This window comes from Streptomyces sp. NPDC001070 (genome assembly GCF_053598835.1).
In genome coordinates this window covers 157,158-170,660 of the sequence record NZ_JBSFLB010000014.1, presented here as the reverse complement: position 1 = coordinate 170,660, position 13,503 = coordinate 157,158, and the positions used below count along the sequence as shown (strand labels likewise).

Sequence of the window (13,503 nt, the reverse complement as noted above, 5' to 3'; positions counted from 1 at the left end):
CGGTTCCTTCACGCTCACGAGGCCGGCATCTGCTGCTGGGCCTTTTCGAGGGCGGCCTTGACGCTCTCGGTGGTGACCGGCTTCCCGGCGGCGGCGTCGGCGAAGAGGTCCTTCATCGCCGTGCCGACGGCGGTCTCGAACTGGCTTTCGTTGGCGACCTGCGGCAGCGGCGCCGCGCTGCCCGCGAGCGCGTCGGCGAGCACCTTCAGGTCGGGGGTGGAGAAGGCCGGGTCGGACTGGGCGGCCTTGACCGGCGGGAGCGAGCCGTAGGTGCCGTTGAGGGTCTTCTGCTCGTCGTCGCTGGTCATGAACTTCACGAACTTCAGGGCGCCGTCGAGGTTGTCGGTCTTCCTGAAGACGGCGAGGTTGATCCCCGCGACCATCGAGTTCACGGCGGTGTCGCCGGTGGCGCCCGCGGTCTGGAAGGGCACCTGGGCGACGCCGTAGTCCTCGGGCTTCATGCCGTGGGACTTCAGGGAGGAGCCGGCGGCCTGCCAGAGCAGCATGCCGGCCTTGCCGGTGGCGAAGTCGGCGACGGACTGGTTCGCCGCGTACTCGGCGTTGCCCGGCGCGGCGATCTTGTCCTTGGCGATGAAGTCGATGTACTGCTTGACGGCCGCGACCGCCTCGGGGGTGGTGAAGGTCGGCTTGCCCGAGGCGTCGAAGAAGTCGGCGCCGTGCTGCTTGCCGAAGACGAAGGCGTGGTGGACGTTCTCGGAGAGGTTGCCACCCTCGACGGCGAGGCCGTACTTGCCGCCCTTGGTGAGCTTCTTGCCGTCGGCGACGAGCTCGTCCCAGGTGGTGGGCGGGTTGGCTATGCCCGCGTCCGCGAACATCTTCTTGTTGTAGTAGAGCCCGTACGCCAGGGAGTAGAGCGGCACCGCGGCCGGGTCCTTGCCCTCGGCGCCCGTCGCGCCCAGGGCCGAGGAGACGAAGCGGTCCTTGCCGCCGATGGCGTCGAAGGCCTTGGCGTCGAAGGGGCGCAGCGCGCCGGTGGCCTGCAGCGAGGCGGACCAGGTGTTGCCGATGTTGAGAACGTCGGGGCCCTGGCCGGAGGTGGCCGCCGCGAGGATCCGGTTCAGCAGGTCGGACCACGGGATGACCTCGAGCTTGACCTTGATCCCGGTCTGCTTCTCGAACTTCTTGAGCTCGGGCGTCAGGGTCGCCTTGTCCGCCTCGAGGCTGGCGCCCTGGTTGCTGGCCCAGTAGGTGAGCTCCTTGGGGCTGCCGTTGCCGCTGCCGTCGGTCGAGGAGCCGCCGCCGCACGCGGTGGCGGAGGCGATGAGCGCGGCCGCCAGCGTCGCGGCGGCCGTGGTACGGGTGATGTGCATGACCGGGGATCCCTCTCCAGGGTGGGTGCCTTCGGGAAGTGAAGTACGTCACGCCTTAATTCAAGGCGTGATTTAACGTCTGAGAAAACCTGGCGTCAAGACTTGGCGCAGCGATAGATTCAGCCGGGGAGGGAGCACCATGGCAGATCGAGGCAAGCGGACCGTACGCGACCTGCGGCGCGGCAACCGCTCGGCGCTCTTGCGCCACCTGTACTTCGAAGGACCCCTCAGCCGTCAGGAGTTGGCGAGGGACACCGGACTGAGCACAGGTTCCATCAGCAACGTCGTGGCCGAACTCATCGCCGACGGCGTGGTCGAGGAGGCCGGCTCCGTCGAGTCCGACGGCGGCCGCCCCCGCGTCATGCTCAAGGTCGCCCCCCGGCACGGCTTCCTCATCGGCGTCGACGTCGGTGAGACCCGCGTCCGGGTGACCCTCTTCGACCTCGCCCTCACCGAGCTGTCCTCCACCGACCGCCCGCTGGCCGACAGCGGCCACGACGTCGCCCTGGTCGTCCAGCTCATCCTCGACGGCCTGTCCGTCGTCCTGGAGGACACCCGCGTCGATCCCGCCCTCGTGCTCGGCGTCGGCATCGGTGTCCCCGGCATCGTCGACCAGGGCACCTCCGGCGCCGGGGCCGTCGTCCACGGCCAGACCATCGGCTGGGACGCCGTCCCCCTCGGCGCGCTCCTCGCCGAGGGCACCGCCCTGCCCCTGCACATCGACAACGGCGCCAAGACCCTCGGCCAGGCCGAGATGTGGTTCGGGGCCGGCCGCGGCGCCCGGAACGCCGTGATCGCGCTGCTCGGCTCCGGGGTCGGCGCCTGCGTGGTCGCCGACGGCAAGCCGTACCGCGGGGCCAGCAGCAGCGCGGGGGAGTGGGGCCACACCACCCTCCAGGTCGGCGGACGCCTCTGCCGCTGCGGCGCCCGCGGCTGCCTGGAGGCCTACGTGGGCGCCGAGGCGCTGATCGAACGCTGGGACGCGCCCTCCGGTGTGAGCGAGGAGTCCGCGATCGCCGCCCTCCTCGACGCCGCCGAGGCCGGTGACGCCGCCGCCGTCGCCCTGCTCGACGAGACCGCGGAGTACCTCGGCGCCGGCATCGCCGACCTCGTCAACCTCTTCAACCCCGAGCGCATCGTGCTCTCCGGCTGGACCGGCCTGATGATCGGCCCCCGGCTGCTCGACGCCGTCCGCGAGGCCACCGCCGCGTACGCGCTGCGCCACCCCTGCGCCCAGACCTCCATCGAACTGGGCCGGCTCGGGACGGACGCGGTCACGGTCGGCGCCGCCACCCTGCCGCTTGCCCGGTTCCTGGACGCCGGGGGCCGCCCGCCCGCCCCCGGGGTCCGTCCGGAGGAGCAAGCGGAACCGAATCGTCCGGGTCGTTCGTTGTCGGGTACATCCGTCTGAACGAGAGCACCCCGAGACCACCCGGAGCACCGCAGTGACCCTGAAGCAGCAGATCGTCGGCAACGCCATGCAGATGGCGGTGTGCACCCTCCAACCCGGCCAGACCGTCTACTGCGAGGCGGGGAAGTTCCTGTTCAAGACCGCGAACGTGAGCATGGACACCCGGCTGGCCGGCCCCGGCGCCCAGCGCCAGGGCGGCGGCGCGGGCGGGGGCATGGGCGGCATGCTGCGCCAGGCCATGGGCACCGCGATGCAGGTGGGCCAGCGGATGCTCGCCGGTGAGAGCATCGCCTTCCAGCACTTCACCGCGAGCGGCGGCGAGGGCACGGTCGGCTTCGCGGGCGTGCTGCCCGGCGAGATGCGCGCCCTGGAACTGGACGGCTCGCGCGCCTGGTACGCGGAGAAGGACGCCTTCGTGGCGGCCGAGTCGACCGTCGACTTCGGCATCGCCTTCCAGGGCGGACGCACCGGCACCAGCGGCGGCGAGGGCTTCGTCCTGGAGAAGTTCACCGGGTACGGGACGGTGATCATCGCGGGCGCGGGCAACTTCATCGACCTCAACCCCGCCGACTTCGGCGGCCGCATCGAGGTCGACACCGGCTGCATCGTCGCCTTCGAGGACGGCGTCCGCTACGGCGTGCAGCGCATCGGCGGGCTCAACCGGCAGGGGATCATGAACGCCGTCTTCGGCGGCGAGGGGCTGTCGCTGGCGACCCTGGAAGGCGACGGCCGCGTCATCCTCCAGTCCATGACCATCGAGGGCCTGGCCAACGCGCTGAGGAAGGCCCAGGGCGGCGACAAGCAGGGCCCCACCGGCGGCCTCTTCTCCACCCACACGGGCTGACGCCCACCCGATCCCGACCCACCCCATCCCGACCCGTACGGTCCCGCCCCGAACTCGGCCCGCACGCCGTGCGGCCCGTCAACCGCGCCGGCTCCCGCTTCGCGCCGGGCCGGGGGCCGGCCCGGCGGCCGTCACGCGAGGGGCGGCCCGGACCGTGCGGGCCGTGAGGCCGCGCAGGCCCGCGTGCCACGTGAGCCGTGAGGCCATACGGGCTCGCGCGCCGGGCCGGGGTGTCGCGGGGTCCCGTCCCGCATGCCGCGGAGGCTGTCCCGTCCGCGAGCCCTCACGCCACCGCGGCCGCCTCCAGGACGCGTCCCACCGCCCGCTCCAGCGACGCCCGCACCGCAACCGCGTCGCCCAGGGCGGCGGTCATCACGGCGCCGTCGCGCAGCATCATGAGCGTGGCCGCGTCCTCGGCGGGCTCCGGGGCGCCCGCCTCCGCGAGCAGCCCGGCGACGAGCTCCCGCAGCCACTGCCGGTGGGCGACGATCGCACGCGAGACGGGGTCCGCCGGGTCCGGGTACTCGGCGGCGGCGTTGAGGAACGGGCAGCCGCGGAACCCGGGCGCGCACAGCTGGTCGCCGAGCGCGGCCGCCACCATCCGAAGCGCCTGCCGGGCACCGAGTCCGGCGAGAGCGGCCGTGGTGACGGCGCGGATCTGCGCGTCGGTGGACTGGATGTAGCTCAGGACCAGCTGCTCCTTGCCCGCGAAGTGCCGGTAGAGCGTGGCCCTGGTGGTCGACGCCTCGGTGACGATCCGGTCCATGCCCACGGCGTGGATGCCCTCGGCGTAGAACAGCCGCGCCGCGGTGGCGAGGATCCGCTCGCGCGGCGGCGCGTCCGGGCCGGCGGACGCGACGAGGGGAACGGCGGGCGGGGCGCTCATGTCCTTGACGGTAGCGGACGGCGGGGCGTAGCGTCGTGGCAAGAACGAACGTTCTGTATCGTCGCTTCCCGACACCGGTGCGCGGCGCACAGCCGCCGGGCCCCACCTCCTGCCGTACGAGAGGACCCTCAGCCATGCCCGTGCCCGAGATCGGCTCCCCCGCCCCCGACTTCACCCTCTCGGGAGTGCTGCTCACCGACCGCGGCGCCGAGCGCGGCGAGTACGCGCTGTCCGCGCACCGGGGCCGCCCGCTGGTGCTCGCCTTCTACCCAGGCGACGAGTCGGCGGTGTGCACCAAGCAGCTGTGCTCCTACACCTCCGACCTGGACCGCTTCGGCGAGCTCGGCGCGAGCGTGTGGGGCGTCAACTTCAGCGACGTCGAAAGCCACGAGCGCTTCGCCCGCAAGCGCGACCTGCGGTTCCCGCTGCTCGCCGACACCGACCGTTCCGTCGCGAAGGCGTACGGCATCACCATGCCCGGCCTCGGTCTCAAGCGGTCGGTGTTCATCGTGGACGCCGAGGGCATCGTGCGCTGGAAGCACGTGGCCCGGATCGGGCTGACCTTCCAGGATACCGACACCATCACCGCGCAGCTGGCGGCACTCGCCTCACGCTGAGCCGCCCCGCGCCGGCTTCGCGCCGACTCCGTACGTGCCGCTGCGCGCCACCCTTCCGGCCGAGCGTGAAGCTGCGCTGTTGCCGAGCTTAAGAAAAGATCGATGGACTGAACGCTCGAAGCCGGGCAGATTGCTGTGTGCCCGGCGCATCGCGCGAGCCGGCGCCGACGGGCGCCGCCGCTCCGCCCCGGGCTCCCCCGTGCCCGGCCCGCGTTCCCCCGCGCGGGCCGGGCCACATCGTCTGCCGGCAGGAGTCGCAAGAGTGAAGGCACTGGTGAAGGAGAAGGCCGAGCCCGGCCTGTGGCTGCGGGACGTCCCGGAGCCGGAGATCGGTCCCGGGGACGTCCTCATCAAGGTGCTGCGGACCGGCATCTGCGGCACCGACCTGCACATCCGTGCCTGGGACGGCTGGGCCCAGCAGGCCGTGGGCACCCCGCTGGTGCTCGGCCACGAGTTCGTCGGCGAGGTCGCGGCCGTCGGCTCGGACGTCGACGAGATCAAGACCGGCGACCTCGTCAGCGGCGAGGGCCACCTCGTCTGCGGCAAGTGCCGCAACTGCCTGGCCGGCCGCCGCCACCTGTGCCGCAACACGGTCGGCCTCGGTGTCGGCCGCGACGGCGCGTTCGCCGAGTACGTCGCCCTGCCCGCGTCCAACGTGTGGGTGCACCGCGTCCCCGTCGACCTCGACATCGCCGCGATCTTCGACCCCTTCGGCAACGCCGTCCACACCGCGCTGTCCTTCCCGCTGGTCGGCGAGGACGTGCTGATCACCGGCGCCGGCCCGATCGGCATCATGGCCGCCGCCGTCGCCAAGCACGCCGGCGCGCGCAACGTCGTCATCACGGACGTCAGCGAGTACCGGCTGGAGCTCGCCCGCAAGGTCGGCGTCAGCCTCGCCCTGAACGTCGCCGAGACCACCATCGCCGACGGCCAGCGCGAGCTCGGCCTGCGCGAGGGCTTCGACATCGGCCTGGAGATGTCCGGCCGCCCCGAGGCCATGCGCGACATGATCGCCAACATGACGAACGGCGGCCGCATCGCGATGCTCGGCCTGCCCGCGGAGGACTTCTCCGTCGACTTCGCGAAGATCGTCACGTCGATGATCACCATCAAGGGGATCTACGGCCGCGAGATGTTCGAGACCTGGTACGCCATGTCCGTGCTGCTGGAGGGCGGCCTCGACATCGCCCCCGTGGTCACCGGCCGCTACTCCTACCGCGACTTCGACGCCGCCTTCGACGACGCCGCGAGCGGCCGCTGCGGCAAAATCGTCCTCGACTGGACCGCCTGATCCGAGGCTCGGTTCGCCTCCGCGCGTTCCGGGCACCCGCGGGGACACCGCCCGGCAGCCGGGACGGGAGTGGCCGGCCGGGCTCGGCCCCTCCCCGTCCCCGGCCCCTCCTCAATCCGGAGCCTCCGCGCTTCCCCAGCCGGCGCCGGGAGGCGCCCCCGTCCTCCGGCAGCCGCCGCGCCCCCGTCGGCTCACTCGCCAGACCACACACCAAGGAGCCCCCTCCGTGTTCGACTCCGTCCGCGACGACGTGCGCACCACCCTCGACGAGATCCGCGAGGCGGGCCTGTTCAAGCCCGAGCGCGTGATCGGCAGCCCGCAGAGCGCCTCCGTCGCCGTCACCTCCGGCGGCGTCCCCGGCGACGTGCTCAACTTCTGCGCCAACAACTACCTCGGCCTCGCCGACCACCCCGAGGTCACCGCCGCCGCCAAGGAGGCCCTGGACCGCTGGGGCTACGGCATGGCGTCCGTCCGCTTCATCTGCGGCACGCAGGAGGTCCACAAGGAGCTCGAGGCCCGGCTGTCCGCCTTCCTCGGCATGGAGGACACGATCCTCTACAGCTCCTGCTTCGACGCCAACGGCGGCGTCTTCGAGACCCTCCTCGACGAGCGCGACGCCGTCATCTCCGACGCGCTCAACCACGCCAGCATCATCGACGGCATCCGGCTGTCCAAGGCCCGCCGCCTGCGCTACGCCAACCGCGACATGGCCGAGCTGGAGGCCCGCCTCAAGGAGGCCTCCGACGCCCGCCGCCGCCTCATCGTCACCGACGGCGTCTTCTCGATGGACGGCTACATCGCGCCGCTGGACGAGATCTGCGACCTCGCCGACCGCTACGACGCCATGGTCATGGTCGACGACTCCCACGCTGTGGGCTTCACCGGCCCCGGCGGCCGCGGCACCCATGCCCTGCACGGCGTGATGGACCGGGTCGACATCATCACCGGCACCCTCGGCAAGGCCCTCGGCGGTGCCTCCGGCGGCTACGTCTCGGCCCGCGCGGAGATCGTGGCCCTGCTGCGCCAGCGCTCGCGCCCGTACCTCTTCTCCAACTCCCTCGCCCCGGTGATCGCCGCGGCCTCGCTCAAGGTCCTCGACCTGATCGAGGACTCCGAGGAGCTGCGCACCCGCCTCGCGGAGAACACCGCGCTCTTCCGCTCCCGCATGACCGAGGCCGGCTTCGAGATCCTGCCGGGCGAGCACCCGATCGCCCCGGTCATGATCGGCGACGCCGCGAAGGCGGGCCGCATGGCGGAGCTGCTGCTGGAGCGCGGCGTCTACGTCATCGGCTTCTCGTACCCCGTCGTGCCGCACGGCGCGGCCCGCATCCGGGTCCAGCTGTCGGCCGCCCACTCCACCGCGGACGTCGAGAAGGCGGTGGACGCGTTCATCGCCGCGCGCGAGGCCCTGGCAGGATGAATGGGTGATTGACGCACGACGGCTGCGGACCCTGCGGGCCGTGGCGGACCACCGCACGGTGACCGCCGCGGCCGCCGCGCTGTACCTGACCCCGTCCGCGGTCTCGCAGCAGCTCGCGGCGCTGGAGAACGAGACCGGCCACCGGCTGCTGGAACGCGGCGGCCGGGGGGTCCAGCTCACCCCTGTCGGTGAGATCCTGCTCACCCACGCCAACGCGGTGCTCGCCCAGCTGGAACGCGCCGAGGCCGAGCTCGCCGCCTACACCTCCGGTGCCGCGGGCGAGGTGACGGTGGCCTCCTTCGCCACCGGCATAGCGCTCGTGCTCGCCCCGGCCATCGCCGCGCTCGGCGGCACCGCCCCGGGCATCCGGGTCCGGGTCCGGGACGCCGAGGGCGACGAGTCGCTGCCCATGGTGCTCGACGGCCGCGCGGAGATCGCCGTCGCCGTCGAGTACCGCGGCGGTCCCCGCGCCGACGACCAGCGGCTCTCCCGCGTGCCCCTGTACGCCGAGCCCTTCGACGCCGTCCTCCCGGCCGGCCACCGCCTGGCCGGCGCGGAGACGGTCCGCGTCGCCGACCTCGCCGACGAGAGCTGGATCGGCCCCTACCCCGGCAACCCCTGCCACGACGTGGTCGTCCTCGCCTGCGAGTACGCCGGCTTCCAGCCCCGCCTGGAGCACTCCTCGGACGACTTCCGTGCCGTCGTCGCCCTCGCGGCCGCGGGCGCGGGTGTGGCGCTCGTGCCCCGCAGCGCGCTGCGCGACATGGACCTGTCCGGTGTCGCCGTCCGCCCCGTCGACGACGTCGTCGCCACCCGTCGCGTCTTCGCCGCCGTCCGCCGCGGCGCCGAGGAGCACCCCCTGCTGCGTCCGGTCCTCGACGCGCTGCGCGAGGCGGCGGAGGGGGCGGGCGGGCTGGACTGACCGCGGGTGGTCAGCGGGCCGTCAGTGGCCCGAGGGCGGTGCCCGGGTGTCCCACCCCGGGCGCCGCCCTTCGGCGTCAACGCCCGCGGGCGTACGGCCCGTAGAGCCGCTCCAGGACGCGGGCCACGCCGTCGTCCTGGTTGGACGCCGTGTGGCGGCGGACCGCGGCGAGCACCGCCGGGTGCGCGTTGGCGACGGCGACGGCCGTGCCCGCCCACGTCAGGACGGGCAGGTCGTTGGGCATGTCGCCGAAGGCGATGACCTCGGCGGCAAGGATGCCGCGGGCCGCGCACAGGGCCGCCAAGGCGGCCGCCTTCGTGACGCCCCGGGCGCTGACCTCCAGCAGGCCGCGCCCGCCGGAATGGGTGAACTGCGCCTCGTCGCCCGCGGATCGCCCGGCGACGGTGAGCAGGGTGTCCGCGTCGAGCACGGGCGACCAGGCGAGCAGTTTCACGATGGGGTCCGGGGTCGCCCACAGTTCCGCCGGCGAGCCCAGTGCCACCTCCGCGTCCGCGTCCTCCGGCAGATGGTGACCGTACCCCGGGGCCCAGCGCAGCAGGCGGCCCGTCTCGACGGCGAAGCCGACTCCGGGCGCCGCGTCCAGCAGGGCCGCGGCCACCCGCCGCGCGACGGGAAGGGGCAGCGGGCTGGACCCTGTGACGGCCTGGCGGCCGATGTCGTACACGATCGCGCCGTTGCCGCACACCGCGGTGCCGGTGAGCCCGGTCGCGGCGGCGAGCGCGTCGAGGTAGCGCGGCGGCCGGGCGGTGACGAGGACGACCTCCGCTCCCGCGAGCGCGGCGGTGCGCAGAGCTCCCAGCGTTCGGGCGGAGAGCGTGCCGTCGTCGCGCAGGAGCGTGCCGTCGAGATCGGTGGCGACCAGGCGCGGGCGGGGCATCGCCGCATCCTACGGAACCCGGTCCCGCGACGCCGTCCACATCACTGGGAGATCGCGTTTTTAAGTTAATTAGCAATTAATATTGACAGGCTTCGGGGGCCCGGCCACAGTTTCCGCCGTGGCACCGACGCCCGGCAGATGCGGAGCGGGGTGCCCCGTACACCCCAACTCTCGGGAGACTTCAGTGGCTTCGCATCGTGCAGGGACGGCGCGAGTGCGGCGGACCGCGGCGGCGTTCGGCGCCGTCGTGCTGGTCGGGTCGGCGGTTCCCGCGGCACACGCCGCGGACGCGGACGACCAGGGCGCGCCGCAGTACTACGACAGCGGCCTCGCCCCCACTCCGTACATGGGATGGAACACCTACTACGGGCTCGGTGCCCCGACGGAGGACCAGGTCAAGAAGGTCGCCGACCACCTCGTCAGCAGCGGGCTGCGCGACAGCGGGTACAACATCGTCTGGCTGGACGGCGGTTGGCAGGCCGACCAGCCGCGCGACCCGGAGACCGGCCGGCTGGTGGCCAACCCCGCGCGTTTCCCCTCCGGAATTCCCGCGCTGGTGACGTACCTTCACAAGCGCGGCCTCAAGGCCGGTATCTACACCGACGCGGGCGAGTACGACGGCGGCAAGTGGTGCGGCCTGGGCAGCCGCGGCCACTACGAGGACGACGCCCGCCAGTTCGCCGGGTGGAAGGTCGACGCGATCAAGGTCGACTTCCTCTGCGGCATCGGCGCCGGTATCGACCCGGGCCCGGCCTTCAAGGAGTTCAGCGACGCCGTCGCCAAGTCCGGCCGGAAGATGCTGCTCAACCTGTGCAACCCGCTCACCGACGACTGGGGCATGCCGCACACCCCCGAGCAGGACGCGCACAACGCCTTCGTCTACGGCCCCACGACCGCCGACTCCTGGCGCACCGGCACCGACCTCGCCTGGGGAACGCCGACCGCGGGCGAGTGGCCGAACATCCTGCGCAGCATGGACGCCAACGCCTGGCACCCCGAGGCCCAGGGACCCGGGCACTGGAACGACCCGGACTACCTCATCCCGATGCGCAAGCTCGCCGAGGGCGGGTACGAGCTGACGGAGGAGGAGTCCACCACGCAGTTCGTGATGTGGGCCGAGATGGCCTCGCCGCTGGTCATCGGCAGCGACCCCCGCACCCTGCCGCAGTCGATGCTCGACACCCTGCGCAACCCCGAGATCCTCGCCGTCGACCAGGACCCGCTGGGCATCCAGGGCGCCCGCGTGGCCACCGACTCCGTGGGCGACGTCTACAGCAAGGTGCTCCAGGGCGCGGGCAAGCGGGCGGTCGTCCTGCTCAACCGCTCCGACCGGGCGCAGGACCGCACGGTGACCTTCGCAGACGCCGGCCTGACCGGCAAGGTCGCCGTCCGCGACCTGCGGGCCCGTACCTCGCGCGGCACCTTCAGCGGCTCGTACACGGTGCGCGTCCCCGCGCACGGCACCGCCTTCGTCAAGCTGACCGGCACCGACGACGCCCCGGGCGGGCAGCTGCCGGGCCGTTCCTCGGCGAGCCCGGCGCTGGTACGCGACGGTGACACGCTGGCCGTCTTCACCCGCGGTACGGACGGTGCCCTGCGGGCGCAGACCGCGCGCGGCGGTGACTGGTCCAAGGCCAGGACCACCGAGCTGGGCGGCCCGACGCAGGGCCGCTTCCTCGGCCAGCCCGCCGCGTACGCCTCGGCCGGCGGCCGGATCGACGTCTTCGTGCGCGGCACCGACGGCTCCGCCTACCGCCGCGTGTACGAGAACGGGCGCTGGGGCCAATGGCAGAGCCTGGGCGGCACGCTGACGGACGCCCCGACCGTGGCCTTCGCGGGCCCGGACGACTGGACGCTCTTCGGCCGCGGCGCGGACGGCAGACTGTGGTCCCGAGGCCCGGCCGCCGGCTGGACCTCGCTGGGCGCCCCGCAGGACCGGGCGTTCTACGGACGTCCGTCGGGCGTCGTGGACGAGGCCGGCCGGCTGCACGTGGCCGTGCGCACCCCCGACGACTCGGTGTGGTCGCGGACCCGCGACACGTCCGGCACCTGGTCGGACTGGACGGCCCTGGGCGGCACGATCAGCGGCAGTCCGACGCTGGTGGCCTCCGGCGGCACGGTGCACCTGTACGCCCGCGCCGGTGACTACACGCTCTGGACGCGCAGCTGGACCGCTTCCGGCGACTGGGCCGGCTGGAGCAAGGACAACGACTTCGTCAGCGGTGCCTTCGACGGTGCTCTCGGTGCCGTCTCCGGGCCGGACGGCGGCGTGCTGGCGGCCTTCCGGGGGGTGGACGGCCGCGTCCACCAGACCGGGCTCTGAGCTCCGCGCGCCCGGCCGCCTCACCCCGTTCCACCCTGCTCCACCTGGTTTCACCTGCGTCAATTCGTTCCACCACGCATCACCCGGCACCAACAGGAGTGCCTGCGGGCCTTGTTCGACCCAAGGGCACACCCTCCGAAAAATAAATTAGTAATTAATCTTGACGGCGCCCGGACCCCTGCGACAGGCTGTGCCTGCCGCACCCAGAGCCGGGCCGTCAGGGGGCCTCAGCTCCGTTCCGTGGGCACTTAGGGAGTGCACAGATGACCGCCTTCAACGCCACCCGCCGCAGATTCCTCGTAGGAGCAGGCGCAGTCGGCGCCAGCGCGCTGCTCAGCAGCTGCGTCACCCAGAGCCCGTCCGCCTCCGGAGGAAAGTCCGGCGGCCCGGTGACCCTGCAGTCCAACCTCTCCTCCCCGCAGGCGAAGACCGCGATGCAGGCGATCGTCGCCGCCTTCGACAAGCGCGGCGACACCAAGGCGCAGCTCAACACCGTCGCGGCGGAGACCTTCCGCACGCAGCTGCCGACCTACCTCACCTCGGCCAACCCGCCGGACGCCTACACCTGGTACCCCGGCTCCGTCGCCGAGTCGTACGCCAAGAAGGACCTGCTCCTCGACATCAGCGACATCTGGGAGAAGCCCGAGCTCGCCGGCTACTCCGACGCGCTGAAGAAGCTGTGCACCTCGGCCTCCAGCGGCAAGAAGGTCTTCGTGCCCACCAGCTACTACTGGTGGGGCATGTTCTACCGCAAGTCCAACTTCGCCAAGTGGGGCGTCCAGGAGCCGAAGAACTGGGACGAGTTCCTCGACCTGTGCGACAAGCTCAAGAGCAAGGGCGTCGCCCCGATCGGCCTCGGCGCCGGCGGCGACACCCCGTGGGTCGCGTCCGCCTGGTTCGACTACCTCAACATCCGCGTCAACGGCGCCACGTACCACCGCGAACTCCTCGCGGGCAAGCACCGCTTCGACGACCCCGAGGTCCGCAAGGTCTTCGACAAGTGGGACGAGGCCCGCCCGTACTTCGACCCCAACGGCACGGCGATCCCCTTCCAGGACGCCACCACCGCCCTCCTCCAGGGCCGCACGGGCATGATGCTCATCGGCACCTTCTTCGCCGACGCGGCCCCGAAGGACGCCCTGGGCGACCTGGACTTCTTCCAGTTCCCCATCATCGACCCGAAGGTGCCGGTCGCCGAGGAGGCGCCCACCGACGGCTACTTCGCCAGCGCCCGCACCAAGCGCGCCGACGGCGTCAAGGAGCTGCTGCGCTACCTGGCCACCGCCGAGGCGCAGGAGCTCTACCTCAAGAGCTCGTCCGGCACCACGCTGCCCACGCACCCGGACGCCAAGGACGCCGGCACCCCGCTGGTCCTCAAGGGCCGCAAGCTCATCGAGAGCGCCGCCGACCTGACGCAGTTCTTCAACCGCGACTCCAGCGACGCCCTCCAGCCGACCGCCGACACCGCGCTGGTGCACTACCTGGCCAAGCCCAAGGAGATCGGCTCCATCCTCACCACGTGGCAGCGCAGCGCACAGAAGATCTGGAGCCAGTGACAAT

Annotated in this window: 11 protein-coding genes; 8 read left to right on the top strand and 3 right to left on the bottom strand. The window is 72.4% G+C overall.

The window, feature by feature from the left end:
• Positions 1–14: 14 nt before the first annotated feature.
• Complete coding sequence (locus ACWDAS_RS19140; protein ID WP_450392041.1) at positions 15–1,331, bottom strand: ABC transporter substrate-binding protein; 1,317 nt, start codon at positions 1,329–1,331, stop codon at positions 15–17.
• Between the two features lie 139 nt (positions 1,332–1,470).
• On the opposite strand from ACWDAS_RS19140, the gene ACWDAS_RS19135 reads away from it, so the two are divergent.
• Positions 1,471–2,742, top strand: a complete 1,272-nt coding sequence (locus ACWDAS_RS19135) for an ROK family protein (RefSeq protein ID WP_450392039.1) — start codon at positions 1,471–1,473, stop codon at positions 2,740–2,742.
• 34 nt (positions 2,743–2,776) lie between these two features.
• A complete protein-coding gene (locus tag ACWDAS_RS19130; protein ID WP_450392036.1) occupies positions 2,777–3,586 on the top strand; it encodes an AIM24 family protein in 810 nt (269 codons plus the stop codon).
• A gap of 283 nt (positions 3,587–3,869) precedes the next feature.
• Here the strand turns inward: ACWDAS_RS19130 and ACWDAS_RS19125 are convergent, their stop codons facing one another.
• On the bottom strand, positions 3,870–4,472 hold the full coding sequence (locus tag ACWDAS_RS19125) for a TetR/AcrR family transcriptional regulator (RefSeq protein ID WP_450392034.1): 603 nt from the start codon (positions 4,470–4,472) through the stop codon (positions 3,870–3,872).
• A gap of 134 nt (positions 4,473–4,606) precedes the next feature.
• Here ACWDAS_RS19125 and ACWDAS_RS19120 point away from each other — a divergent pair, with 134 nt between their 5' ends.
• The 4 genes from ACWDAS_RS19120 (at position 4,607) to ACWDAS_RS19105 (ending at position 8,722) form a co-directional block, all read left to right on the top strand.
• Positions 4,607–5,089, top strand: coding sequence for a peroxiredoxin (locus ACWDAS_RS19120; RefSeq protein ID WP_450392032.1), 483 nt, complete (start codon positions 4,607–4,609; stop codon positions 5,087–5,089).
• Positions 5,090–5,351: 262 nt separating this feature from the next.
• Positions 5,352–6,380 (top strand): L-threonine 3-dehydrogenase, encoded by a 1,029-nt coding sequence (gene tdh, locus ACWDAS_RS19115; protein ID WP_450392029.1) that lies wholly within the window; start codon positions 5,352–5,354, stop codon positions 6,378–6,380.
• Between the two features lie 226 nt (positions 6,381–6,606).
• The gene (locus ACWDAS_RS19110; RefSeq protein WP_450392026.1) at positions 6,607–7,800 is read left to right on the top strand and encodes a glycine C-acetyltransferase; all 1,194 of its coding nucleotides are present in this window, start codon (positions 6,607–6,609) and stop codon (positions 7,798–7,800) included.
• 4 nt (positions 7,801–7,804) lie between these two features.
• Positions 7,805–8,722 carry a LysR family transcriptional regulator gene (locus ACWDAS_RS19105; RefSeq protein WP_450392023.1) on the top strand — a complete coding sequence of 306 codons (918 nt, stop codon included), beginning with the start codon at positions 7,805–7,807 and terminating at the stop codon, positions 8,720–8,722.
• A 76-nt stretch (positions 8,723–8,798) separates the two neighbouring features.
• On the opposite strand, the gene ACWDAS_RS19100 is transcribed toward ACWDAS_RS19105, so the two are convergent.
• Entirely contained in the window at positions 8,799–9,620 is an 822-nt protein-coding gene (locus tag ACWDAS_RS19100) for an HAD family hydrolase (protein WP_450392021.1), read from the bottom strand.
• A gap of 214 nt (positions 9,621–9,834) precedes the next feature.
• Here ACWDAS_RS19100 and ACWDAS_RS19095 point away from each other — a divergent pair, with 214 nt between their 5' ends.
• Both ACWDAS_RS19095 and ACWDAS_RS19090 read left to right on the top strand, forming a co-directional pair.
• Positions 9,835–11,943: a glycoside hydrolase family 27 protein gene (locus tag ACWDAS_RS19095; RefSeq protein WP_450392019.1), complete on the top strand. Its 2,109-nt coding sequence runs from the start codon at positions 9,835–9,837 to the stop codon at positions 11,941–11,943.
• Positions 11,944–12,206: 263 nt separating this feature from the next.
• Positions 12,207–13,499, top strand: a complete 1,293-nt coding sequence (locus ACWDAS_RS19090; RefSeq protein ID WP_450392017.1) for an ABC transporter substrate-binding protein — start codon at positions 12,207–12,209, stop codon at positions 13,497–13,499.
• The last annotated feature ends 4 nt before the right edge of the window (positions 13,500–13,503 follow it).

Coding starts and splice junctions, on each gene's coding strand:
- ACWDAS_RS19090 (WP_450392017.1), top strand. CDS start 12,207: ATGACCGCCTTCAACGCCACCCGCCGCAGATTCCTCGTAGGAGCAGGC.
- ACWDAS_RS19125 (WP_450392034.1), bottom strand. CDS start 4,472: ATGAGCGCCCCGCCCGCCGTTCCCCTCGTCGCGTCCGCCGGCCCGGAC.
- ACWDAS_RS19100 (WP_450392021.1), bottom strand. CDS start 9,620: ATGCCCCGCCCGCGCCTGGTCGCCACCGATCTCGACGGCACGCTCCTG.
- ACWDAS_RS19120 (WP_450392032.1), top strand. CDS start 4,607: ATGCCCGTGCCCGAGATCGGCTCCCCCGCCCCCGACTTCACCCTCTCG.
- ACWDAS_RS19135 (WP_450392039.1), top strand. CDS start 1,471: ATGGCAGATCGAGGCAAGCGGACCGTACGCGACCTGCGGCGCGGCAAC.
- ACWDAS_RS19140 (WP_450392041.1), bottom strand. CDS start 1,331: ATGCACATCACCCGTACCACGGCCGCCGCGACGCTGGCGGCCGCGCTC.